This window comes from Pseudoxanthomonas sp. PXM03 (assembly GCF_014852005.1).
Classification (GTDB): domain Bacteria; phylum Pseudomonadota; class Gammaproteobacteria; order Xanthomonadales; family Xanthomonadaceae; genus Pseudoxanthomonas_A.
In genome coordinates this window covers 634,082-655,557 of the sequence record NZ_JACVAU010000002.1, presented here as the reverse complement: position 1 = coordinate 655,557, position 21,476 = coordinate 634,082, and the positions used below count along the sequence as shown (strand labels likewise).

Sequence of the window (21,476 nt, the reverse complement as noted above, 5' to 3'; positions counted from 1 at the left end):
CGATGGCCCATTCCAACGACGAAATCCGCGGCGTCCTGATCCAGGCAGGCGAGTACCGCCTGCTGCTGCCCAACGCCACCGTGGCCGAAGTGCTCACGCGTGCGCCGGTCGAGCCGATCGCCGACATGCCCGACTGGCTGCCGGGCCGGATCGACTGGCATGGCTGGCCGGTCCCGCTGGTCGCGTTCGGCCGCCTGAGTGGCAATCCGAACGAGCCGGTGGCGCTCAACAGCAAGATCGTGGTGCTGAAGGCGCTGAGTGGCGACAAAGATCGCCCGTACTTCGCGCTGTTGACGCCATCGTTCCCGCGTCTGGTGTCGGTGCCGCGTGACGGCCTGCTGGCCGACGCGACTGAAGAAGACCTGCCGGTCGGGGTGAAGGTGCGCGTGCTGCTCGGTGACGAAGCCGCCGTGCTGCCCGACCTGGAAGTGGTCGAATCGATGATCGGCGACGCGCTGGCCAACGCGGCCTGAGGTGTCGCTGTCGTAGGGGCTTCAGCCTGCCCCCACGGATCCTGCAAGCGAAGTGGCTTTTCCGCGATACGTGCTGGCGGGCCAGGGCCCGCCCTACAGGTCGCCGAAGCGCGATTGCAGCGCGGCGATGGCGGCAAGTCCCGCAGTTTCGGTACGCAGGATGCGGGGGCCGAGGCGTAGCCCGATGAAACCCGCCGCGGACAGCGTGTCGCGATCGCGTGGCGACCAGCCGCCTTCCGGTCCGATCGCCACCACCACTGCGCCTGACGCCACCTGCACGGTGGCCATCGACACGTCGCCGGCAGGATCCAGCGTCAGTCGCGTCGCGCCGCTGTCGACCCTGCGTGCCGCATCCGCGAGTGCGGCTGGTGGCGACAACGACGGCAGGCGCGCACGCGCACTCTGTTCACAGGCGGACGCAATGACATTGCGCCAGTGCGCCACGCGTTTTTCGGCACGCTCGGCGTCCAGCTTCACTTCGGTACGTTCCGCCGTCACGGGGATGATCGCGGCTACGCCGAGTTCGGTTGCTTTCTGCAGGATCAGGTCCATCTTCTCGCCCCGCGCGATGCCTTGCAGCAGGGTGATGTGCAGCGGCGATTCGTTGTCGACCATGCGCATCGATACGATCTCGGCCACCACCTCGCGCTTGCCGATGGTGGTGAGGCGGGCGTCGTAGTCGTGGCCGTCGCCGTTGAACAGTACGCAGGCGTCGCCTTCGCGCAGGCGCAGTACGCGGGCCAGGTGGTTGGCGGTGGACTCCGGCAGGGCGAGCCGCGCGCCCGTCTGCAACGGCCGTTCAACGAAACAGCGGGTCAGGCGCATGCAACGCTCCCTGCAGGAGGGGCTTCAGCCCGCGCCACGACGACATGCCTGCCGCCATGACAACGAACGCGCTGCAGCGCACCAGTTGAGTGGATGGCCCTGTCGGTGCTTCCCGATCCACAGCCAGGGCAGAAGCTCCGACGGGGAGTGTTCTGGCGAGAGCACGTCATGCCGTCGCCTCGTCGATCGCCGCGCGGGTGACATCGGCCAGCATCTGCAGTTGCTCTTCGTCCACGCAGTACGGCGGCATCCAGTACAACACGTCGCCGAGCGGGCGCAGCACCACGCCGCGGGCCAATGCAGCCCGGTAGGCTCTCAGGCCAACGCGCGCCGTTGCCGGAAAGGGCGTGGCCTTGTCGCCGTCCCGGGTCAGTTCGAATGCCAGCATCATGCCGGCCTGGCGCACGTCCGCTACGTGGCGGTGCGCGGCCAGCGGTTCGGCCAGTGCCGCCATGGCGCGCGCCGTGGCGCGATTGCGCGCCAGCACGTCGTCGGCGCGGAAGATGTCCAGCGAGGCCAATGCCGCCGCGCAGGCCAGGGGATTGCCCGTGTAGCTATGCGAATGCAGGAAGGCGCGTTCGCGCGCGTCATCGAGGAAGCCATCGTAGATCGCCTCCGTGGCCAGGACGGCGGCCAGTGGCAGGAAGCCGCCGGTCAGCCCCTTCGACAGGCACAGCAGGTCGGGCATCACGCCGCTCTGTTCGCTGGCGAACAGCGTGCCGGTGCGACCGAAGCCCACCGCGATCTCGTCGGCGATCAGGAACGCGCCGCTGGCGTCGCAGAGTTCGCGCACGCGGGCGAGGTAATCCGGGTGGTGCATGCGCATGCCGCCCGCGCACTGCACGCGTGGCTCCACGATCACTGCGCAGACTTCGCCCGGATGCTGGTCCAGCAGGGTCGCCAGCGCGGCTGCGGCGCGCGCGGCGCAGTCGGCCGGCGACTCATCGGGCAGCGCGAGGTAGGCATCGGGGGAGGGTGCGAACAGCGCCTCGGCCAGCAGCGGCGCATAGACGCGCCGGTAAAGCGGGATGTCGCCCACCGCCAGCGCTCCCAGCGTCTCGCCGTGGTAGCCATTCTCGAGCGCGATGAACCGGGTGCGGCGGTGTTCGCCCCGGTTGTGGAACCAGTGGAACGCCATCTTCAATGCCACTTCCACGCCGGCGGAGCCATTGTCGGCGTAGAACACCTTCGATAGCGGCGTGCGCCCCTGTTGGCGCGGTGCGATCGCAAGCAGGCGTTCGGCCAGTTCCACCGCCGGTGCGTGGGTGAAGCCGGCCAGCATCACCTGTTCCAGGGCCATGGCCTGGGTGGCGATGGCGGTGCCGATGCGCGGCTCCGCATGCCCGAACAGGTTGGTCCACCAACTGCTGACCGCGTCCAGGTAACGCCTGCCATCGTGCCCGATGAGCCATGCACCATCACCGCGCGCGATGGGTAACAGCGGCAAGGTGTGCGGGTGCTCACGCATCTGGGTGCAGGGATGCCACACCACCGACAGATCGCGGGCACGCCAAGCGTCCGCCTCTGCTAGCATTCCCGCTTGATGATCCTGTTGTCGCATCCCCACATGATATCGGCCCCCACCCCCTTCCGTCGCCACGCCCTGCGTGCCGGGCGTGGACGCCGCGCCGCCGCATGAGCCGTCTTCCCACCATCCACGGCATCACCCAACGCGCAGACGGGCCGGACCGGCATGTCGAGGAACTCGACCTGGAGTTCAGCAACGGCGAACGCCGTCGCTACCATCGGCTCCGTGCGCAGGGTCATGGCGCGGTGGTCGTGGTGCCGATGCAGGACGAGGACACCGTGCTCCTGGTGCGTGAATACGCCGCCGGCATGCACCGTTACGAACTGGGCCTGGTGAAGGGCCGGATCGATGCCGGCGAAACGCCCGAGCAGGCGGCCGACCGCGAACTGAAGGAAGAAGCCGGCTTCGGTGCGCGCCGTATCGACGTGCTGCGCGCCCTGACCCTGGCACCCACTTACATGAGCCACCAGTCCTGGCTGGTGGTGGCAAGAGACCTGTACCCCGAGCGCCTGCCGGGGGATGAACCCGAGGAGTTGGAAGTAGTGCCCTGGAAGTTGCAAGACCTCGACCAGCTGATGCTGCGCGAGGATTTTTCGGAAGGTCGTTCGCTGGCGGCTCTGTTCATCGCCCGCGAATGGTTGAAAGAGCGGACATGAGTCGCATGACCGCCGACCTGCACGAAGCCGTCATCGTCATCGCCCGCGAAGCGGGCCAGGCCATCCTGGCCGTGTACGAGAATGCTTTCGATGTGCAGCGCAAGAGTGACGACAGCCCGCTGACCGCCGCCGACATGGCCGCGCACCAGGTCATCGCCGATGGCCTGCGCCGGCTGACCCCGCAATGGCCCGTGCTGTCGGAGGAAGCCTCCGACGTTCCGTGGGCCGAGCGCAGCCAATGGCCGACGTACTGGCTGGTGGACCCGCTGGACGGCACGCGCGAGTTCATCAAGCGCAATGGCGAGTTCACCGTGAACATCGCGCTGATCGAACAGAACGAGCCCATCTTCGGCGTGGTGCATGCACCGGTGACCGGCGAGACCTGGCATGCGCGCCAGGGCCGCAACGCGTACCGCCGCATCGGCGAGGTGGACGCGCAGATCCGCACGCGTGCGCCCGCCAGGGGTACGCTGAAGGTGGCGGCCAGCCGTTCGCACCGCGACGCGCGCACGCAGGCTTTCCTGGAGGGCATGGGCGGGATCGAGGAGGTCTCGCTCGGCTCCTCGCTGAAGTTCTGCCGCATCGCCGAAGGCACCCTGGATGTCTATCCGCGCTTCGGCCCCACCAGCGAGTGGGACACCGCCGCCGCGCAGTGCGTGCTGGAAGCCGCCGGCGGCGCATTGCTCGCGCCGGATGGACGTGCATTCCGCTACAACCGCCGCGCGACCCTGCTCAATGGTGATTTCGTGGCGCTGGGCGACATGACGCTGCCGTGGCGCGACTGGCTGGCGCGGGCGCAGGACGACGACCATGGACATGCCCGCAGCGCCTGACGGCGACATCGCGCGCCTGCTGGGCATCATGGCCCGCCTGCGCAATCCCGAGGGCGGTTGTCCGTGGGACCTCGAGCAGAACTTCGCCTCGATCGCGCCCTACACGATCGAGGAAGCGTACGAAGTCGCCGACGCGATCGACCGCAATGACCTGCCGGCGCTGAAGGACGAGCTCGGCGACCTGCTGCTGCAGGTCGTCTTCCATGCGCAGATGGCGGACGAGCAGGGCGCGTTCGCGTTCGGGGACGTGGTCGATGCCATCTGCGACAAGATGGTGCGGCGTCATCCGCACGTCTTCGGCGATGCCTCGTTCGCCGATGCCGAGGCGCAGACCGTCAACTGGGAAGCCATCAAGGCGGCCGAGCGGAAAGCGGCCGGTGAAGAGGATGCTTCCGCGCTCGCCGGCGTCTCGCGCGGCCTGCCCGAGTGGCAGCGCGCGGTGAAGCTGCAGTCGCGCGCGGCGCGGGTCGGTTTCGACTGGCCGGATACCGCGCCGGTGATCGACAAGCTGCACGAGGAGATCGATGAAGTCCGCGTTGAACTCGCTGCCGCCCCTTCGCCCGAACGCGACGCGCGGCTGGAGGACGAAATCGGCGACCTGCTGTTCGTCGCCGCCAACCTAGCGCGTCATGCGAAGGTGGATGTGGGTGGTGCGTTGCGCCGGGCAAACCTGAAGTTCGAACGTCGCTTCCGTGCGATGGAAGCGCTGACCGCGGCAGACGGCACCTCGATGTCCGCGCTGTCGCTGGAGCAACAGGAAGCGTTGTGGGCGCGGGTGAAGCAGCAAGGGCTGTAGGAGTGGCTTCAGCCCCGACTGCACAAGGTATCGGTGCTGAAGCCCGTCCTACAGGGGTCTCATGAAAACCTTGTTGCTGTTCCTGGTGACTGCTCTGGCCGAGATCGTCGGCTGCTACCTGCCGTACCTGTGGCTGCGCAAAGGCGGCAGCGCCTGGCTGCTGCTGCCGGCCGCCGTCAGCCTGGCGCTGTTCGCGTGGTTGCTGACCTTGCATCCCACCGCCTCCGGCCGTGTGTACGCAGCCTACGGCGGCGTCTACGTCACCGTCGCCATCTTCTGGCTGTGGGCGGTGGACGCGGTGAAGCCCACCCGCTGGGACCTGCTCGGCGCCGGCTTGTGCCTGGCCGGCATGGCGGTGATCATGTTCGCGCCACGCGCTGCCTGACCCTGTGGGAGGGGACATGAGCCGCTTCGCCAGCTTCCGCGAGTTCTATCCGTTCTACCTGGGCGAGCACAGCAACCGCACCTCGCGCCGGCTGCACTTCATCGGCAGCTGCGGCGTGCTGGCCCTGCTGGTGTTGGCCCTCGTCGAACGCAATGCGTGGTGGCTGCTCGCCGCGCTGTTCTGCGGCTACGGCTTCGCCTGGATAGGCCACTTCTTTTTCGAAAAGAACCGGCCCGCGACCTTCAAGCATCCGTTCTATTCCTTCGCCGGCGACTGGGTGATGTTCAAGGACATCCTCACCGGCAAGATCCGGTTCTGAGCGGCGCATGAGCCGCGTGGTCCGGCACACCGTCCACGCCGCGGCGTTGCTGGTCGGCTTACCGTTGGCCGGACTGTTCGCATACGACTGGGTGGCAGTCAGGCCGCATGTCGCCGAGGTCGAGGTGCTGCTTGCAAGGGCGGAACCGCTGGAGGCATCGCCTCCGCAGCTTGTTCGCGACCTCATCGATGCGGGAGTGGCTTCGCCAGACACCTACGGAGCACGTCTCGCGCTGGCGCACGTGGATGGCACGGACAGGCGCAGTGTGGTGGGCCGGCACGTGCGCGAACTGCTCTGGCGGTTCCTGCTGCCGCTGCACCTGGAAGACTCCGCGATGTATGGCCTCATCGTGTCCCAGGCTTACAACGGTACTGACCATGGCCTGGCGGCACTAGCGCGACGCGAACATCGCAAGTCCCTGGATGCCTTGTCGCCCCTCGAAGCGGCGCGCACCGTTGCCGTCATCCAGGGTTCCTACGTGTTGCGGGACCACCGGCGGGTGGAAGCACGTGCGGAGTGGATGCTGGAGCGCGCCGGATACTTCCACTGAGTGCGGCCGACGCCCTCACTCGTAGAACATCAGGAACGCCGCGCCCACGATCAGGGCGAAGGCGGCGTAGTGGTTCCATTTCAGCGGCTGGCCCAGGTACCAGGTGCTGAAGCCCGCGAAGACCAGCAGGGTCAGGATCTCCTGGATCGTCTTCAGCTGCACGACCGAATAGACCGCACTGCCCATGCGGTTGGCCGGGACCATCAGCGTGTACTCGAAGAAGGCGATGCCCCAGCTGGCCAGGATCGCGACGAACAGCGGGGATGACTTGTACTTCAGGTGCCCGTACCAGGCGAAGGTCATGAAGACGTTGGAGGCCAGCAGCAGGAACAGGGGGAGAACGCGTTCGATCATGGTGGGGTCGTCGGGCAGGGGTGGCGAAGCGTAATCCCAACTGTGGGCTGAATGGAGCTGCCACCTTCACATGATGTCCACCGGGAGGCCGGTAGCTTCACAAACCTGAAGCCTCTGAAGGAGTTGTCATGCGACACAGTCAGGAAACCGCGGGTCTGGTGTTGGTGGTGGAAGACAACCGGAACATCTCGGAGATGATTGGAGAGTATCTCGAGGGTCGGGGATTCGAGGTCGATTACGCCACCGATGGCCTGGATGGGTACCGGCTGGCGGTGGAGAACAGCTACGACGTGCTTGTGCTGGACCTGATGCTGCCGCGCCTGGACGGGATGGAAGTCTGCAAGCGCCTGCGCACCGAAGCCCGCAAATCCACGCCCGTGCTGATGCTCACCGCGCGCGACACCCTGGACGACAAGCTGACCGGCCTGAGTTCCGGCGCCGATGATTATCTCACCAAGCCCTTCGCCATCCAGGAATTGGAAGCCCGCCTGCGCGCGCTGATCCGCCGTGAGCGCCGCCAGGTCGGCGCCGAAGTGCTGAAGGTCGCCGACCTGGTGCTGGACCCGGTCAGCATGCGCGCCACCCGCGGCGGCACCGAGCTGATGCTGTCGCCGATCGGCCTGCGCCTGCTCACCATCCTGATGCGTGAATCGCCGCGCGTGGTGACCCGGCAGGAGATCGAACGCGAGATCTGGGGCAACGGCCTGCCGGATTCGGACACGCTGCGCAGCCACCTGTACAACCTGCGCAAGGTGATCGACAAGCCGTTCGACAAGCCGCTGCTACATACGGTGCAGAGCGCGGGCTACCGCATCGCGGACATCGGCTGACCCGACCGTCGGGCACGCGCGTCATAATCCCGTCCTCGCCCGACGATACGCCGATGCGCCACGGCCTGCCCCGCAAACTCAGGATCGCCTTCATCCTGCAGGCCGTGATGGTCAGCCTGGCCATCGTGCTGGGCGTGTACCTGATCTCCGCGGTGATCAAGCACAGCCTGATGAATACCGCCCTGCAGGAAGAGGCGACGCACTTCTGGGAGCTGTACAGCGCCAGCACCGCGCAGCCGCCGCCCAACACCCACAACCTGCGCGGCTACCTGGTGGTGAAGGGGCATTCCAACCTCGTCTTGCCGGAGAACCTGCGCAACCTCGCGCCCGGGTTCCACGAGCTGAAGCAGGACGACCAGCTGGTGCTCGTGGACGAAGAGCCCGCCGGCCGCCTCTACCTGGTGTTCCTGCGCTCCCAGGCCGAGCGGTTGGCGTTCTACTTCGGCACCGTGCCGATCATCATGACGCTGGTGGCGATCTACCTGGTGTCCTGGCTGACCTATCGCGCCTCCAAGCGGCTGGTGTCCCCGGTCAGCTGGCTCGCGCGGCAGGTGGCGGAGTGGGATCCGCGCCGTCCCGACGTCAGCGTTCTGGCCCCGGATCGCCTTCCCAGCGACGTGCAGGGCGAGGCGCGCCAACTCGCTTCCGCGCTGCACGGGCTGGCGCAGCGCGTGACCGCACACGTGGCACGCGAGCGCGACTTCACCCGCGACGCCAGCCATGAACTGCGGACGCCGCTGACCGTGATCCGCGTGGCCACCGACATGGGCATGGCCGAAGACGCGCCGCCGCGCGTCGCGCGCGCCCTGCAACGCATCCAGCGCGCCGGCCGCGACATGGAGGCCGTGATCGATGCGTTCCTGATCCTGGCCCGCGAAGCCGAGGTCGAACCCCAGAGCGAGGACTTCGATGTCGCCGACATCGTCATGGACGAGGCGGAGAACGCACGTGCCCTGCTGTTGAACAAGCCCGTGGACCTGGAAGTCACCCTGCATGCACGGCCGAGGCTGCACGCACCGCCACGGGTGTTCCAGGTGGTGGTCAGCAACCTGCTGCGCAACGCATGCGCGTACACCGACCGGGGCCGCATAGACGTGGTGCTGGAGCCGGACCGCGTGATCGTGCGCGACACCGGCATCGGCATGTCGGCCGAATCGATGACACGGGTGTTCGAGCCGTTCTACCGCGCAGACCCCACGCGTCCGCACGGCAGCGGTCTGGGCCTGTCCATCGTCAGCCGCTTGTGCGACCGCTTCGGCTGGAAGATCGAACTGGACAGCGAGCCGGGGCGCGGAACCACTGCGACGATCCGCTTCGTTCCGTAATCCGAACGGGAACTGACCCGCGACACGGGTTGTCAACCATGTCGCTCCCGACGCGTTCCCTCCCACGACTCCCCACCTTCCGAGCCGACTCACTGCATGAGCCAGCCTGCACGCACCCCTCTCCGCAAGAAATTCCCGCTGCCCACCCTCCTGCTGGGCATTGCCGTGGTCGCCATTCTGGGTGGCGGCGCCTGGTACTGGGCCACGCGCAAGGGAGACGGCGTCGAAAGCGCCTATCGCACGGCAACGGTCGAGCGCGGCGACATCCGCGTGGCCATTTCGGCCACCGGCACGCTCAGCGCCATCTCCACGGTGACCGTGGGCAGCCAGATTTCTGGCCAGGTCACCGACGTGCTGGTCGACTACAACAGCGAAGTGAAGAAGGGCGAGGTGCTTGCGCGCATCGACCCGAGCACCTACGAGGCCCAGATCGAACAGGGCAACGCGCAGATCGCCAACGCCCAGGCCAGCCTGAGGCAGGCGCAGGCGACGCTGGCGAACGCCGAACTGGATTACACACGCAAGGCCGACCTTGGCCGGCAGAAGCTGGTCGCGCAGAGCGACGTCGACCTGGCGCGCGCCTCGCGCGACCAGGCGCGCGCGCAGGTCAACGCGGCGCAGGCGCAGATCCGCCAGCAGACCGCATCAACCCAGACCACACGGGTGAACCTCGACCGCACCGTCATCCGCTCGCCGGTGGACGGCGTGGTGCTGACGCGCACCATCGAGCCTGGCCAGACCGTCGCGGCCAGCCTGCAGGCACCGGAACTGTTCACCATCGCCGAAGATCTGTCGAAGATGAAGATCGAGCTGGCCGTCGATGAAGCCGACATCGGCCAGGTCAAGGTTGGGCAGTCGGTCTCGTTCACCGTCGATGCGTTCGCCGATCGCCAGTTCCGCGGCGAAGTGCAGCAGGTGCGGTTGTCGGCGACCACCACCAGCAACGTGGTGACGTACCCGGTCGTGGTCAGTGTGGACAACAGCGACGGCACCCTGCTGCCGGGCCTGACCGTCAACGCCGAGATCGAGGTCAGCAAGCGCGACAACATCCTCAAGATCTCCAACGCGGCCCTGCGCTACAAGCCGACCGGTGAACAGTCGGGCGCGGCGTCGCCCGCGCAGGCGCCGCCGCAGGGCGGACAGAATCGCGGTGGTGGCGTCAGCGACGACCTGGTGCGCGTGGCCGGCACCCTGCAGCTGAAGCCCGAACAGCAGGCCGCTTTCGATGCGGCGCTTGCCGCACTGCGCGAGCGCCAGGCCGCCCGCATGGCGCAGGCGCAGGAACGCGGGGCCAGCATGTTCGGCGGACCGGGTGGCGGGCAACGGTCCGGTGGCAATGCAGGGGGTGGTTCGGGCGCGATGCAGGCGCAGATGCGCCAGCGCATGGCCGACCGCATGCAGCAGGATTTCGCGCCGTTCCGCGCCACGCTCGACGACACGCAGAAGCAACGCTGGGACGGCGAACTGCGCACGCTGCTTGCCGCCAAGCGTGCGCCGGTGTACGCGCTGGTCAACGGCAAGCCCGAGATGGTGCAGGTCCGCATCGGCGCCAGCGACGGTACCAGCACCGAGGTGTCCGGCCCGGTGAAGGAAGGCGACGTGGTGGTCGTGGGCGAGCGCGCGAAGGAATGAGCATGCCGTCAGCGAATGCCGACGACCGCGTGCCGGTCATCCAGACACGCGCGCTGGGGAAAGTCTATTCCGCAGGCACCGAAGCGGAAGTGGTCGCATTGCGCGGCGTCGACATGCGCGTGGCGCGGGGCGACTTTGTCGCGATCATGGGGCCATCGGGCTCGGGCAAGTCCACGCTGATGAACCTGATCGGCTGCCTGGACACCCCCAGCGACGGCAGCTATTCCTGCGACGGTATCGACGTGGCCACGCTGGACGCCGAACAGTTGGCGATCCTGCGGCGCGAGAAGATCGGCTTCGTCTTCCAGGGTTTCCACCTGCTGCCGCGCATGACCGCGCTGGAGAATGTGGCCATGCCGCTGGGGTATGCCCAGGTACCGCCGGCCGAACGCACCGAGCGCGCGCGCCAAGCGCTGGCCGCAGTCGGGCTGGCTGAGCGCGCCGGCCACCGACCCAGTGAGCTTTCCGGTGGGCAGCAGCAGCGCGTGGCGATCGCGCGCGCGCTGATCAACCAGCCGCCCATCCTGCTGGCCGACGAGCCCACCGGCGCGCTGGACAGCAAGACCGGCGAGGAAATCCTGTCGCTGTTCAAGCGCCTGCGCGACGACGGCCACACCGTCATCCTGATCACCCACGACGCGGAAGTCGCCGCGCATGCCGACCGCATCCTGGTGATGCGCGATGGTGAGTTGCACGAAGACCTGGATCACGCGGGAGGCCGGTCATGAAGTTCTCCGACATCCTGCGCACGGCGCTGCATGCGCTGCGCGGGAACTGGATGCGCAGCGCGCTGACCTCGCTGGGCGTGATCATCGGCATCGCGGCCGTCATCGTCATGGTGTCGGTGGGGCAGGGCACGCAGGCCGAGATCGACAAGCTGGTCTCCGGCCTGGGTTCCCAGCGACTGGACATCAGCCCGGGTGCCGGCCGGGGTCCCGGCGGGGGTGGCGTGCGCATGAGTTCCAGCAGCTTCTACACCCTCAACGAGGGCGACGTGGAAGCGATCCGCAACGAGATCCCGGAAGTGCAGTACGTGGCCGGTGCGTTGCGCGGCAACACCCAGACCGTGTTCGCCGAGAACAATGCGTCGACCAGCTGGCAAGGCGTGCAGGCCGACTTCTTCGACATCAACGGCTGGGTCATCGCCAATGGCGAAGGCTTCGATGCGCAGGACTACTCCAGCGCCGGCAAGGTGGTGATCCTCGGCGAGACGGTGCGACGCACCCTGTTCGGCGAGGACAGCGGCGTCGGCCAGACCGTGCGCCTGGGGCGCGTGCCGTTCACCGTGGTGGGCACGTTGGCGCCGAAGGGCCAGGGTGGCTTCGGCCAGGACCAGGACGACGTGATGATGGTGCCGCTGGAGACCGCGCGCCGTCGCCTGCTCGGTTCGATGGGCTTGCCGCCGGGTGCGGTGATGCAGGTGGCGCTGACCGTGGCCGACGCCAAGGACCTGAGCTACGTGCAGGGCGAAGTCGAAGCGCTGCTGCGCCAGCGGCACAAGATCAATCCGGGCGAAGAGGACGACTTCAACGTCCGCAACATCTCGGAGATCGTCGCCACCCGTACCGCGACGACCAAGCTGATGTCGTTGCTGCTGGGCGCGGTGGCCACCATTTCGCTGATCGTGGGCGGCATCGGCATCATGAACATCATGCTGGTCTCGGTGACCGAGCGCATCCGCGAAATCGGTCTGCGCATGGCCGTGGGCGCGGGCCCGGGCGACGTGCGCCGGCAGTTCCTCGCCGAAGCCATGTTGCTGTCGCTGGGCGGCGGTGTGCTGGGCATCGTCATCGGCGTGGTCGGCGCGCTGCTGGTGGGCCAGTTCAGCGAGCTGCCGGTGGCGTTGAACGGGCAGGTGATCGGCCTGGCCGCCGGCTTCTCGATCGCGACCGGCCTGTTCTTCGGCTACTACCCCGCGCGCAAGGCCTCGCAGCTGGACCCCATCGAAGCGCTGCGTTCGCAATAGCCGTCGGCAGGGCTGGTGCGACGCGATGGCGGGAGTATGCTGGTCTCCCGTCGCCTCGTACGGTGGCCGCTTGCCATGAATGCGCGTCAACTCCGGAGGCCTCTGGCGCTGGCGATCCATGGCGGTGCCGGTGTCATCGAACGGAACGCGCTGGGCGCGGAGGCCGAGCGTGCGATCCGGGCCGAACTGGATCGCGTGTTGGATGCAGGCCACGCGGTCCTCGGCAACGGCGGCACGGCGCTGGATGCGGTGGAAGCGGCGGTCGCGATGCTCGAGGACTCGCCTTACTTCAACGCCGGCTACGGGGCCGTGTTCACCGCCGACGGACGACACGAACTGGATGCTTCCATCATGGATGGCCACGGTCGCCGCGCCGGCGCGGTCGCGGGCGTGTCGACGGTGCGTCATCCCGTGCAGCTGGCACGCCGGGTGCTGGAAGAGTCGTCGCACGTGTTCCTGATCGGCGAAGGCGCGGAGCAATATGCCGACACCCATCCCGACATCGAGCGCGTACCCAACGAATGGTTCGACACGGAGCCGCGCCGCGAACAGCTGCGACAGGCGCAGCAGCGTGAGCAGCGCGCGTGGAAGGCCAGCCAGGACCTGCGCGGGAAGTACTTCGGCACTGTGGGTGCGGTCGCGCTGGATTCGCACGGGCACGTTGCGGCGGCCACTTCCACCGGCGGCATGACCAACAAGCGCTGGGGCCGTGTCGGTGATTCACCACTGATCGGCGCAGGCACATGGGCCGATGCACATTGCGCTGTTTCATGCACCGGCTGGGGCGAGTACTACATCCGGAATGCGGTGGCGCACGACATCGCGGCGCGCGTAGCGTATCGCGGCGACCGGCTGCAGGTGGCCACGGAGGACGTGATCCTGGGGGAAGTGCCCGCGCACGGTGGCGATGGAGGTGCGATCGCGCTCGACCGCGAGGGCAACATCGCGCTGGTGTTGAGCACGGCAGGCATGTACCGGGGCTGGATCGGTCCGGATGGTTCGCGCGGCATCGCCATCTACCAGGACGCCTGAGTGTCGCCTGCGTCCGGTGGTGCGCGTGGATTTGAGCTCGGTGAGGACACGTGCCGCCAGCTGCGCACGCAGGCCCTGCGCCTGTGCCGGCGTGCGCAGGATGCCGATGACCTGGTGCAGGACACCTTGCTGATCGCCCTGCAGGCGGGTCGCCATGATCTGCCCTGGCTCTCGGGCGTGCTGCGACGGCAGGCCATGCTCACCGCGCGCACGGCGGTGCGGCGGCGCGCACGCGAAGCGACGACGGCGGCGGACCTCGATGATCCCGCCGCCGGATCCGCAGGGGAAACAGCGGCGTTGGTGCCGCCCTGGCTGGAGGGGCTGCCGCCTTCGGCGCGTCGCGTCGCGGTACTGGCGCTGCACGGGCTGTCCGCGGACGAGATCCGCTGGCTGCTGCGCATCGAACCCACGGCGTTCCGCCAGCGCCTCACGCGCATCCGCCGGACACTGGCGGCCCAATCATCGGCGGTGCGTGCGGAAAGCATCGCCCTGGCGTATGCGCGCGATCCGGCGCGCTGTGTGGCGCTGCAGTTCGGTTTGACCCGGCGTGTGTTGAAGGCGGCCATGCGCGTGGGCGAGGGTCTGGGAACGCACGATCCCGACGGCCACCTGATCCTGATCGACGCCGGTGCTCACACATCGCCTTCCCGCGGCAACGGAAAGAAGTGAATCCCACAGGAAGAGATCCCATGCTCACGAACTGCAAGGTAGGCGCCATCGTTTTCTTCGTTTCCGATCTGGCCCGGTCGGTGACGTTCTATCGCGACACCCTCGGGCTGCCGCTGGAGTTGCTGGACGGGCATGACGGCCCATGGGCGACGGGCGAAGTGGACGGGCTGGCGTTGGTCCTGATTCCACGCCCAGCCCGCGCGGGAGACTCGCCGGTCGTCGTCTTCAGTCTCGAGGGCGGCATCGATGACTATGCCGAGGCATTGGCAGCCAGGCAGGTGGAGATCGTGGTGCCCGTGAGCGAATCGCCCGATGGGGGGCTGTCACTGGATTTCCTCGATCCCGACGGCAACGTCCTGAGCCTCCATCAACCTGCCGGCGCCGTTCGCAGGCGCTGAATCGCATCACATGGGCGGTCGCGTTGCGGCGGAACAGTCCTTCGCGATGCGACTCGTTCTCATGGCTACCGGTGCCATCCTGCACTTCACTCCTAGCATGAAAATGTGAGATGTAAATCCATATCTAGAACGAAAATTACAAGCTAGATTCGGCCCACTGCGCTGTCCTGCGCGGCAATCACAACACTCGGAGTCGGATCGGCTTATGAAGAAGAATCGCATGGCGAAGTGGGTGGGTTTGGCGCTGGTGACGATGGGCGCGGCGCAAGCCGCCAACGCGGGCGGCAGGCCGGACCTGGTGATCAAGGGATTGAAAGCAGGTCAGCCCCACGTCAGTGGCGAGCTGCTGGTGAAGTATCGCGATGGCGTGGTGGCCAGCGACCGCGACGCCGTCGTGCACGGGCTGGGTGCGCAGAAGCTGGAGACGGTGCGCCGCGCCAGTAGCCGCCGTGGCGAAATCGCGCTGCTGAAGCTGCCGGGCAACGTGGATCTGTCCGCGGCCGTGCAGGTGCTCAGCGCCGATCCGGCGGTCGAATACGCCGAACCGAACTGGACGTATCAGCACAACGCAGTGTCCAACGACACCTACGCCACCAACGGCTCGCTGTGGGGCATGTACGGTGATGCGGGCACGCCCGCGAACGCGTACGGCTCGCAGGCCTCCGAAGCATGGGCCGCCGGCCACACCAGCTGCGGCAACGTCGTCGTCGGCGTGATCGATGAAGGCATCTACTTCAACCACGAAGACCTGGCGGCCAACATCTGGACCAATCCGTACGACCCGGTCGACGGCGTGGACAACGACGGCAACGGCTACGTCGATGACGTGCGGGGCTGGGATTTCGATGGCAACAGCAACAACATCAATTCCGGCGGTGCCAACGACGACCACGGCACCCACGTGGCCGGCACCATCGCCGGCGTCGGCGGCAACGGCAAGGGCGTGGCCGGTGTGTGCTGGAGCGGCGTCAAGCTGATCAGCGGCAAGTTCCTCGGCCGCCGCAGCGGCACCACGGCCAATGCGGTCAAGGCGCTGGACTACTTCACCGACCTCAAGACCCGCCATGGCCTGAACCTGGTGGCGACCAACAATTCGTGGGGCGGCGGGGGTTATTCGCAGGCCCTGAGCGATGCGATCGACCGCGCCGGCCAGGCCGAGATCCTGACGATCGTGGCGGCGGGCAACGACAGCGTCAATTGCGAAGGCAACACGTCGGGCGCCTGTTACCCCGCGGCGTATGCGAACGCCAGCATCGTGTCGGTGGCGGCACTGCGTTCGACCGGTGCCCTGGTCTACAACTACGGCGCGACGACGGTGGACCTGGGCGCACCGGGCTACGGCATCTGGTCGACGGTACCGAAGGCGTCCAAGGGCAATGTGGTATCCGGCTATGCCAGCTACAACGGTACGTCGATGGCGACGCCGCACGTCACCGGCGCAGCGGCCCTGTATGCGTCCACGCGCCCGGGCGTGACCGCGGCGCAGATCAAGGCGGCGATCCTCGGCACCGCCGTGCCTACGCCCTCGCTGCAGGGCAAGACGGTCACGGGCGGACGTCTCAACGTCAGCGGTTTCTGACGCCTCGCGATGCTCCAGGCATGAAGAAGCCCGGCAATGCCGGGCTTCTTTTTTGCAGTTACTTCACGTACGGCGCGATCACCCGCTGCCAGATGTCGTAGCCGGCGGCATTCATGTGCAGGCGGTCGTCGATGAACAAGGTCTCGTCCGGCTGGCCCTTGGGGTCCAGCATCGGCGTGAAGATGTCGATGTAGTCCACGCCCAGCCGTTTCGCTTCGGCCTGGATCAGCCTGTTGGCTTCGCGTTGCGTCGCAAGCAGTTGGACGCGCGACGGGCTCGGCTTGGTGCTGATGTAGGCGATCTTCGTTTCCGGCAGATCGCGGCGGACGCGCTGGACGAAGGCGGTGAAGTCCTGCTGCAGCTGTTGTGGCGTGCGGCCGGCGTTGAGGTCGTTGTCGCCTGCGTAGATCAGGAGCTGCCGGGGCGCATACGGCACGATGATACGGTCGGCGTACCAGGTGCTGTCGCGCAGTTCGGAGCCGCCGAAGCCGCGGTTGATCACCGGCACGCCGGGGAAGTCCTGCGCGAGCGTGTCCCACAAACGGATCGAAGAGCTGCCGATGAACAGCACGCCACGGCGCGGGGGCGGGGACTTCGCGTCGGCAGCCTCGAAACGCTGCATGTCGGCCTCCCAGGCCGGGCTCGAGACCTGGTCCGGGATGCGCGGGGCCGTCTGCGCCCGTGGCTCCGCGAGCGCTTCCGGTCCGGTGGGCGGGGTGCCGGCACACGCGGCCAGGGCAGCCAGCAGCACGACGGACAGGGACAGGCGGAACGTGTTCAGGAAAGGCACGGGGGAGGGCTCCTTCTTGTCGGACGGGCCCTAGTGGACCAGCCCGTGCCGGGCGATGCAAACCACCCTGGGGCGGTACGTGGGCGCCTTGTGGCAAAATTGCCGCCTTGGCGCGGTACCCGCGCCGGCTCCACCCGATCCGACCTCCCGCTGGACCAGGCCCATGCCTGACCGGCCGGAGACGATGCGGGGATTCCTTCGCATCGACCTGCCATGGCTGACGAAACCGGACACCTTCCCCGCGGCCCCGGCCGCATCCTCAAAGCCACCGTGTGGTCCTTCCAGGGCCTGCGCGCGGCGTGGATGCACGAATCCTCCTTCCGGCTGGAGGTGTACCTGCTCGTCGTGCTCGCGCCGCTGGCGCTGTGGCTGGGCGGAACCGGCCTGGAGCGCGCGCTGATGATCGGCAGTTGCCTGCTGGTGCTGGCCGCCGAACTGCTGAACTCCGCGGTGGAAGCCGTGATCGAACGCTATGGTCCGGAGCACCACGAACTCGCCGGCCGCGCGAAGGACATGGGGTCGGCGGCGGTCTTCGTGCTGATGATGAATGTGCTGCTGTGCTGGGGATTGATCCTTGCGCCGCGCTACCTGTGAAATCCTGATATGAACAAGGTCTCTACCCGATGATGGAATTGCTTACCGATCCGCAGGTGTGGATCACGCTGATCACGCTGAGTGCGATCGAAATCGTGCTGGGCATCGACAACCTGGTCTTCATCTCCATCGCGGTCAGCAAGCTGCCGCCGCACCAGCGAGAAGTCGCACGCAAGTTCGGCATCGCGGTGGCGTGCATCACGCGCATCCTGCTGCTGCTGACGCTGGCATGGCTGGCCGGCCTGACCGCCGACCTGTTCACGCTGTTCGGGCAAGGCATCTCGGTGCGCGACCTGGTGCTGATCCTGGGCGGTGTGTTCCTGCTGGTGAAGGGCACCAAGGAAATCCTGGAACTGGTAAAGGGCGAACCCGATTCCGAAGACGTGCACACGCGCCCGGCGGTGTCATTCGCCGGCGTGATCGCGCAGATCGCGGTGATCGACATCGTGTTCTCGCTGGACTCGGTGATCGCGGCAGTCGGCATGGCCAACCACACCCCGGTGATGGTGGCGGCGATCCTGCTGGCGGTGGCGGTGATGTTGCTGGCGGCCAAGCCGCTGGGACAGTTCATCGACAACAACCCGACCATCAAGATGCTGGCGCTGGCCTTCATCGTGGCCGTCGGCGCCTATCTGCTGCTGGACGGCTTCGAGATGCATATCCCGAAGGGTTACCTCTACGGCGCGATGGGCTTCTCGGCCGTGGTCGAGTGCCTCAACCTGTGGGCGAAGAAGCGGGCCGGCCGACGCATGCTGCGCGAGTGAGCCTTGCATCCACCGTGTACCGCAAAGGGCTCCTTCGGGAGCCCTTTTCTTTTCACGGGAGGCTAACAAGTCGGCGCGCCACGCACTGTGACGTGGCGGATGCTTGCGTGGTCATGGGCAAGGTGCTGCAATCGGCGCGTCCGTCCAAGGGAGTGTCGTGCCATGCAGGTTTCGCGTCTGTGGTTGCTCGTCGTGTTGACCGTGCTGCTCTCCGGCTGCGGCTACAACACCATCCAGCAGAAGGACGAAGCCGTGAAGGCAGGCTGGTCCGAGGTGCTCAACCAGTACAAGCGTCGTGCGGACCTCATTCCCAACCTGGTCAAGACCGTGCAGGGCTATGCGCAGCAGGAGCGCCAGGTGCTGACCGACGTGACCAATGCGCGCGCCCGCGTGGGCCAGATCCAGGTCAATGCCGACGATGCAGCCTCGCTGCAGCAGTTCCAGCAGGCGCAGGGTGAACTGTCCGGCGCACTGTCCCGGCTGCTGGTCGTCACCGAGAACTACCCGAACCTGAAATCCGACCAGTCCTTCCGCGACCTGCAGGCGCAACTCGAAGGCACCGAGAACCGCATCACCGTGGCGCGCGGGCGCTATATCCAGACGGTGCAGGACTACAACACCTATATCCGCCAGTTCCCACAGGTGATCACCGCCAAGGTCACCGGCGCGAAGGAGAAGCCGAACTTCACCGTCGAGAACGAAGCGGCCATCTCCGAAGCGCCGGCCGTCGACTTCGGCACGCCGGCCCCGGCGACGCCGCAGGCTCCGACACCGCCGCCTCCGCCGTCGCCCGGCAACTGATCAGCGTCCCGGCGCTTCCATGCTGCGTGCGCTGGCGCTCTGCCTGCTGCTGATCGCCGCGCCCGCCTGGGCGCAGTCGCTGGCGCCGATTCCCGCGCTCGATTCGCCGGTGGTCGATACCACAGGCACGCTGGATGCCGACCAGAAGCAGCAATTGGAAGCGCAGGCATTGGCGTTGCAGCAACGCAAGGGCAGCCAATTGCAGGTGTTGATGGTGCCCAGCACGCAGCCCGAAACCATCGAACAGTACGCGGTGCGCGTGTTCGAACAATGGAAGCTGGGCCGCAAGGGCGTGGATGACGGCGTACTGCTGCTGGTGGCCAAGGACGACCGTCGCGTTCGGATTGAAACAGGCTACGGACTGGAGGGCGCGATTCCCGACGCCATCGCCAACCGCGTGATCCAGGAATACCTGGCGCCCAGGTTCCGCGCCGGTGACTACGCGGGCGGCATTGCCGATGCGACCGCGACGCTGGTGAAACTGATCGACGGCGAAGCGCTGCCCGAGCCGGTCAGCACGCATCGCGTTTCCGGCGAGGGCGGCAAGGGCGGCGGCGTGCTGTTCGCCGCATTCGCCGCCTTCATCGTGGCCACCATCGTGCGCGGCATGTTCAGCCGTGCGCCGTCCGGTATCCGCGGACTGTTCACGGGCGGTGCGGCCGGTGGTGTTGCACTGCTGCTGTCGTCGCTGCTTGCGGTCGGTGGCATCGCCGCCGTGCTGGGATTGCTCTACGGCCTGATGTCGGTGTCGACCCGCGGCGGATACGCCCGGCACCGGGACTGGGGCGGCTGGGGAGGCGGAGGCGGTGGTTTTGGTGGGGGAGGCGGCGGCTTCGGTGGGGGCGGCTGGGGTGGTGGCGGTGGCATGTCGGGGGGCGGTGGCGCCTCCGGGAGTTGGTGATGCGCGTTCTCCGCCATCTGTTCGCCCGTTCGGCGCGCCGGCTGTTCCCGGAATCGGCCCTGCACCACATCACCGACGCCATTGCCGAGGGCGAGCGCAGGCACCGCGGCGAGGTGATGTTCGCGGTGGAGTCGGACCTGCCATTGGGTGCGGTACTTTCCGGGGTGGATCCGCGCGAGCGCGCGCACGAGGTGTTCGTGCGGCTGCGCACCTGGGACACGGAAGCCAACAACGGCGTGCTCATCTATCTGCTGCTGGCCGACCATCGCATCGAGATCGTCGCCGACCGTGGCTTGAACGGCCTCGTCAGCGACGTGGCATGGCGCGAGGTCTGCCACCTGATTGAAGTGGGCATGGCGGAGAACCGGGCGGAACAGGCCGTCATCGCCGGTATCCGCGCAGTCTCGGACCTGCTGGCGCTGCATTTTCCGCAGTTGGACGGCCATCCGGACGAGGACGAACTGCCCAACCGGCCGCACCTGCTGGACTGATCCGCCGATCGCCGATCAGTTCTGGATCAGCCACGCGCGGGCAGGGTGGGGCAAAATAGCCCATCCCCACCGGCCAAGCCGAGGCGCATGATCTACCTCCACCAGATTGATCCGATCATCCTTTCGCTGGGTCCGCTGAAGCTCCACTGGTACGGCCTGATGTACCTGCTGGCGTTCGTCACCGCCTGGTGGCTGGGACGCATGCGTGCATCGCAGGGGCGACTGCCCGGCGTGGACGCCAACGCGTTCTCCGACCTGATGTTCTACGGCATGCTGGGCGTGGTGCTGGGCGGTCGCATCGGCTATGTGCTGTTCTACGGGTTTGGCACCTTCGTCGAAAATCCCCTGTCGATCTTCAAGGTGTGGGAAGGCGGCATGAGCTTCCATGGCGGCCTGCTGGGCGTGATGGCCGCCGCATGGTGGTGGTCGCGCAAACATCGCCTGCATTTTTTCGACACGATGGATTTCGTTGCACCTGTGGTCGCTCCCGGGCTCGGCTTTGGCCGCATCGGCAACTTCATCGGCGCCGAACTGTGGGGCAAGCCGACCGGTGCCGACTGGGGCGTGATCTTCCCGACCGATCCCGCGCTGCGCGGCCTGGATGCGGCGCAGTTGCAGGCGCAGTATGCGGCGGGTGCGCTGGATCCGTTCGCGCGCCATCCTTCGCAGCTCTACCAGGCGCTCCTCGAGGGGCTGGTGATGTTCGTGGTGCTGTGGACGGTGTCGCGCAAGCCACGCGCGCGCTACACCATCTCCGGCTTGTTCGCGCTGATGTACGGCGTGTTCCGTTTCGTGGTGGAGTTCGTGCGCGTGCCGGATGCGGACATCGGCTATCTCGCCTTCGGTTGGCTGACGATGGGCCAGGTACTGAGCCTGCCGCTGGTGGCGCTGGGCTTGTTCCTGCTCGCGTTGTCGCGTCGCGCGCCCACCCTGCAGCCCGTCCTGCCCGCGCCCGGCGCCGGCAAGGACTTCGCATGAAGCCATT

At 67.2% G+C, this 21,476-nt stretch carries 26 protein-coding genes; 22 read left to right on the top strand and 4 right to left on the bottom strand.

Annotated elements, in window-relative coordinates:
* Window positions 1-2 precede the first annotated feature (2 nt).
* Window positions 3-473, top strand: a complete 471-nt coding sequence (locus IB223_RS11950) for a chemotaxis protein CheW (RefSeq protein WP_192201951.1) — start codon at window positions 3-5, stop codon at window positions 471-473.
* A 93-nt stretch (window positions 474-566) separates the two neighbouring features.
* Here IB223_RS11950 and IB223_RS11945 read toward each other — a convergent pair whose 3' ends face one another.
* On the bottom strand, window positions 567-1,298 hold the full coding sequence (locus IB223_RS11945; protein ID WP_192201950.1) for a 16S rRNA (uracil(1498)-N(3))-methyltransferase: 732 nt from the start codon (window positions 1,296-1,298) through the stop codon (window positions 567-569).
* A 166-nt stretch (window positions 1,299-1,464) separates the two neighbouring features.
* A complete protein-coding gene (gene bioA, locus IB223_RS11940; RefSeq protein WP_192201949.1) occupies window positions 1,465-2,859 on the bottom strand; it encodes an adenosylmethionine--8-amino-7-oxononanoate transaminase in 1,395 nt (464 codons plus the stop codon).
* A gap of 74 nt (window positions 2,860-2,933) precedes the next feature.
* Here bioA and nudE point away from each other — a divergent pair, with 74 nt between their 5' ends.
* The 6 genes from nudE (at window position 2,934) to IB223_RS11910 (ending at window position 6,365) form a co-directional block, all read left to right on the top strand.
* Window positions 2,934-3,482, top strand: coding sequence for an ADP compounds hydrolase NudE (gene nudE / locus IB223_RS11935; protein WP_142125793.1), 549 nt, complete (start codon window positions 2,934-2,936; stop codon window positions 3,480-3,482).
* Window positions 3,479-4,315: a 3'(2'),5'-bisphosphate nucleotidase CysQ gene (cysQ, locus tag IB223_RS11930; protein WP_192201948.1), complete on the top strand. Its 837-nt coding sequence runs from the start codon at window positions 3,479-3,481 to the stop codon at window positions 4,313-4,315. Before nudE ends, cysQ begins: the two co-directional genes overlap by 4 nt.
* Complete coding sequence (mazG, locus tag IB223_RS11925; RefSeq protein WP_192202411.1) at window positions 4,299-5,111, top strand: nucleoside triphosphate pyrophosphohydrolase; 813 nt, start codon at window positions 4,299-4,301, stop codon at window positions 5,109-5,111. The genes cysQ and mazG overlap by 17 nt, the downstream gene beginning before the upstream one ends.
* 61 nt (window positions 5,112-5,172) lie before the next feature.
* Window positions 5,173-5,496: a YnfA family protein gene (locus IB223_RS11920; RefSeq protein ID WP_192201947.1), complete on the top strand. Its 324-nt coding sequence runs from the start codon at window positions 5,173-5,175 to the stop codon at window positions 5,494-5,496.
* Between the two features lie 16 nt (window positions 5,497-5,512).
* Window positions 5,513-5,815: a DUF962 domain-containing protein gene (locus IB223_RS11915; protein WP_192201946.1), complete on the top strand. Its 303-nt coding sequence runs from the start codon at window positions 5,513-5,515 to the stop codon at window positions 5,813-5,815.
* A 7-nt stretch (window positions 5,816-5,822) separates the two neighbouring features.
* Window positions 5,823-6,365: a hypothetical protein gene (locus tag IB223_RS11910; protein WP_192201945.1), complete on the top strand. Its 543-nt coding sequence runs from the start codon at window positions 5,823-5,825 to the stop codon at window positions 6,363-6,365.
* Between the two features lie 15 nt (window positions 6,366-6,380).
* On the opposite strand, the gene IB223_RS11905 is transcribed toward IB223_RS11910, so the two are convergent.
* Window positions 6,381-6,719, bottom strand: coding sequence for a DMT family protein (locus IB223_RS11905; RefSeq protein ID WP_142125799.1), 339 nt, complete (start codon window positions 6,717-6,719; stop codon window positions 6,381-6,383).
* A 128-nt stretch (window positions 6,720-6,847) separates the two neighbouring features.
* On the opposite strand from IB223_RS11905, the gene IB223_RS11900 reads away from it, so the two are divergent.
* The 9 genes from IB223_RS11900 to IB223_RS11860 all read left to right on the top strand — a co-directional run bounded on the left by IB223_RS11900 (window position 6,848) and on the right by IB223_RS11860 (window position 16,150).
* Window positions 6,848-7,549: a response regulator transcription factor gene (locus tag IB223_RS11900; RefSeq protein WP_055940490.1), complete on the top strand. Its 702-nt coding sequence runs from the start codon at window positions 6,848-6,850 to the stop codon at window positions 7,547-7,549.
* A gap of 53 nt (window positions 7,550-7,602) precedes the next feature.
* Entirely contained in the window at window positions 7,603-8,874 is a 1,272-nt protein-coding gene (locus IB223_RS11895; RefSeq protein ID WP_192201944.1) for a HAMP domain-containing sensor histidine kinase, read from the top strand.
* Window positions 8,875-8,970: 96 nt separating this feature from the next.
* Window positions 8,971-10,506, top strand: a complete 1,536-nt coding sequence (locus IB223_RS11890; protein ID WP_192201943.1) for an efflux RND transporter periplasmic adaptor subunit — start codon at window positions 8,971-8,973, stop codon at window positions 10,504-10,506.
* Between the two features lie 2 nt (window positions 10,507-10,508).
* Window positions 10,509-11,234 (top strand): ABC transporter ATP-binding protein, encoded by a 726-nt coding sequence (locus IB223_RS11885; protein WP_225591017.1) that lies wholly within the window; start codon window positions 10,509-10,511, stop codon window positions 11,232-11,234.
* Window positions 11,231-12,472 (top strand): ABC transporter permease, encoded by a 1,242-nt coding sequence (locus tag IB223_RS11880; RefSeq protein ID WP_192201941.1) that lies wholly within the window; start codon window positions 11,231-11,233, stop codon window positions 12,470-12,472. Before IB223_RS11885 ends, IB223_RS11880 begins: the two co-directional genes overlap by 4 nt.
* 75 nt (window positions 12,473-12,547) lie before the next feature.
* Complete coding sequence (locus IB223_RS11875) at window positions 12,548-13,504, top strand: isoaspartyl peptidase/L-asparaginase (RefSeq protein WP_225591016.1); 957 nt, start codon at window positions 12,548-12,550, stop codon at window positions 13,502-13,504.
* Complete coding sequence (locus IB223_RS11870) at window positions 13,505-14,173, top strand: hypothetical protein (RefSeq protein WP_192201939.1); 669 nt, start codon at window positions 13,505-13,507, stop codon at window positions 14,171-14,173. It abuts the gene before it with no gap.
* 20 nt (window positions 14,174-14,193) lie between these two features.
* Window positions 14,194-14,571 carry a VOC family protein gene (locus tag IB223_RS11865; protein WP_192201938.1) on the top strand — a complete coding sequence of 126 codons (378 nt, stop codon included), beginning with the start codon at window positions 14,194-14,196 and terminating at the stop codon, window positions 14,569-14,571.
* A 205-nt stretch (window positions 14,572-14,776) separates the two neighbouring features.
* Complete coding sequence (locus IB223_RS11860) at window positions 14,777-16,150, top strand: S8 family serine peptidase (RefSeq protein WP_225591015.1); 1,374 nt, start codon at window positions 14,777-14,779, stop codon at window positions 16,148-16,150.
* Window positions 16,151-16,208: 58 nt separating this feature from the next.
* Here the strand turns inward: IB223_RS11860 and IB223_RS11855 are convergent, their stop codons facing one another.
* Complete coding sequence (locus IB223_RS11855; protein WP_343227190.1) at window positions 16,209-16,940, bottom strand: SGNH/GDSL hydrolase family protein; 732 nt, start codon at window positions 16,938-16,940, stop codon at window positions 16,209-16,211.
* A 213-nt stretch (window positions 16,941-17,153) separates the two neighbouring features.
* On the opposite strand from IB223_RS11855, the gene IB223_RS11850 reads away from it, so the two are divergent.
* The 6 genes from IB223_RS11850 (at window position 17,154) to lgt (ending at window position 21,469) form a co-directional block, all read left to right on the top strand.
* The gene (locus tag IB223_RS11850; RefSeq protein ID WP_192201937.1) at window positions 17,154-17,534 is read left to right on the top strand and encodes a diacylglycerol kinase; all 381 of its coding nucleotides are present in this window, start codon (window positions 17,154-17,156) and stop codon (window positions 17,532-17,534) included.
* 29 nt (window positions 17,535-17,563) lie between these two features.
* Window positions 17,564-18,298 carry a TerC family protein gene (locus IB223_RS11845; protein WP_142125807.1) on the top strand — a complete coding sequence of 245 codons (735 nt, stop codon included), beginning with the start codon at window positions 17,564-17,566 and terminating at the stop codon, window positions 18,296-18,298.
* A gap of 162 nt (window positions 18,299-18,460) precedes the next feature.
* On the top strand, window positions 18,461-19,099 hold the full coding sequence (locus IB223_RS11840; RefSeq protein WP_192201936.1) for a LemA family protein: 639 nt from the start codon (window positions 18,461-18,463) through the stop codon (window positions 19,097-19,099).
* Window positions 19,100-19,118: 19 nt separating this feature from the next.
* Window positions 19,119-20,000 (top strand): TPM domain-containing protein, encoded by an 882-nt coding sequence (locus IB223_RS11835; protein ID WP_192201935.1) that lies wholly within the window; start codon window positions 19,119-19,121, stop codon window positions 19,998-20,000.
* A complete protein-coding gene (locus IB223_RS11830; protein ID WP_192201934.1) occupies window positions 20,000-20,491 on the top strand; it encodes a TPM domain-containing protein in 492 nt (163 codons plus the stop codon). The genes IB223_RS11835 and IB223_RS11830 overlap by 1 nt, the downstream gene beginning before the upstream one ends.
* Before the next feature lie 87 nt (window positions 20,492-20,578).
* Entirely contained in the window at window positions 20,579-21,469 is an 891-nt protein-coding gene (gene lgt / locus IB223_RS11825; RefSeq protein ID WP_192201933.1) for a prolipoprotein diacylglyceryl transferase, read from the top strand.
* Window positions 21,470-21,476: the final 7 nt, after the last annotated feature.

Excerpts from the sequence above, each read along its gene's own strand:
- IB223_RS11950 (WP_192201951.1), top strand. The coding sequence starts at position 3 with ATGGCCCATTCCAACGACGAAATCCGCGGCGTCCTGATCCAGGCAGGC.
- IB223_RS11945 (WP_192201950.1), bottom strand. The coding sequence starts at position 1,298 with ATGCGCCTGACCCGCTGTTTCGTTGAACGGCCGTTGCAGACGGGCGCG.
- bioA (WP_192201949.1), bottom strand. The coding sequence starts at position 2,859 with ATGCGACAACAGGATCATCAAGCGGGAATGCTAGCAGAGGCGGACGCT.
- nudE (WP_142125793.1), top strand. The coding sequence starts at position 2,934 with ATGAGCCGTCTTCCCACCATCCACGGCATCACCCAACGCGCAGACGGG.
- cysQ (WP_192201948.1), top strand. The coding sequence starts at position 3,479 with ATGAGTCGCATGACCGCCGACCTGCACGAAGCCGTCATCGTCATCGCC.
- mazG (WP_192202411.1), top strand. The coding sequence starts at position 4,299 with ATGCCCGCAGCGCCTGACGGCGACATCGCGCGCCTGCTGGGCATCATG.
- IB223_RS11920 (WP_192201947.1), top strand. The coding sequence starts at position 5,173 with ATGAAAACCTTGTTGCTGTTCCTGGTGACTGCTCTGGCCGAGATCGTC.
- IB223_RS11915 (WP_192201946.1), top strand. The coding sequence starts at position 5,513 with ATGAGCCGCTTCGCCAGCTTCCGCGAGTTCTATCCGTTCTACCTGGGC.
- IB223_RS11910 (WP_192201945.1), top strand. The coding sequence starts at position 5,823 with ATGAGCCGCGTGGTCCGGCACACCGTCCACGCCGCGGCGTTGCTGGTC.
- IB223_RS11905 (WP_142125799.1), bottom strand. The coding sequence starts at position 6,719 with ATGATCGAACGCGTTCTCCCCCTGTTCCTGCTGCTGGCCTCCAACGTC.
- IB223_RS11900 (WP_055940490.1), top strand. The coding sequence starts at position 6,848 with ATGCGACACAGTCAGGAAACCGCGGGTCTGGTGTTGGTGGTGGAAGAC.
- IB223_RS11895 (WP_192201944.1), top strand. The coding sequence starts at position 7,603 with ATGCGCCACGGCCTGCCCCGCAAACTCAGGATCGCCTTCATCCTGCAG.
- IB223_RS11890 (WP_192201943.1), top strand. The coding sequence starts at position 8,971 with ATGAGCCAGCCTGCACGCACCCCTCTCCGCAAGAAATTCCCGCTGCCC.
- IB223_RS11885 (WP_225591017.1), top strand. The coding sequence starts at position 10,509 with ATGCCGTCAGCGAATGCCGACGACCGCGTGCCGGTCATCCAGACACGC.
- IB223_RS11880 (WP_192201941.1), top strand. The coding sequence starts at position 11,231 with ATGAAGTTCTCCGACATCCTGCGCACGGCGCTGCATGCGCTGCGCGGG.
- IB223_RS11875 (WP_225591016.1), top strand. The coding sequence starts at position 12,548 with ATGAATGCGCGTCAACTCCGGAGGCCTCTGGCGCTGGCGATCCATGGC.
- IB223_RS11865 (WP_192201938.1), top strand. The coding sequence starts at position 14,194 with ATGCTCACGAACTGCAAGGTAGGCGCCATCGTTTTCTTCGTTTCCGAT.
- IB223_RS11860 (WP_225591015.1), top strand. The coding sequence starts at position 14,777 with ATGAAGAAGAATCGCATGGCGAAGTGGGTGGGTTTGGCGCTGGTGACG.
- IB223_RS11850 (WP_192201937.1), top strand. The coding sequence starts at position 17,154 with ATGGCTGACGAAACCGGACACCTTCCCCGCGGCCCCGGCCGCATCCTC.
- IB223_RS11845 (WP_142125807.1), top strand. The coding sequence starts at position 17,564 with ATGATGGAATTGCTTACCGATCCGCAGGTGTGGATCACGCTGATCACG.
- IB223_RS11840 (WP_192201936.1), top strand. The coding sequence starts at position 18,461 with ATGCAGGTTTCGCGTCTGTGGTTGCTCGTCGTGTTGACCGTGCTGCTC.
- IB223_RS11835 (WP_192201935.1), top strand. The coding sequence starts at position 19,119 with ATGCTGCGTGCGCTGGCGCTCTGCCTGCTGCTGATCGCCGCGCCCGCC.
- IB223_RS11830 (WP_192201934.1), top strand. The coding sequence starts at position 20,000 with ATGCGCGTTCTCCGCCATCTGTTCGCCCGTTCGGCGCGCCGGCTGTTC.
- lgt (WP_192201933.1), top strand. The coding sequence starts at position 20,579 with ATGATCTACCTCCACCAGATTGATCCGATCATCCTTTCGCTGGGTCCG.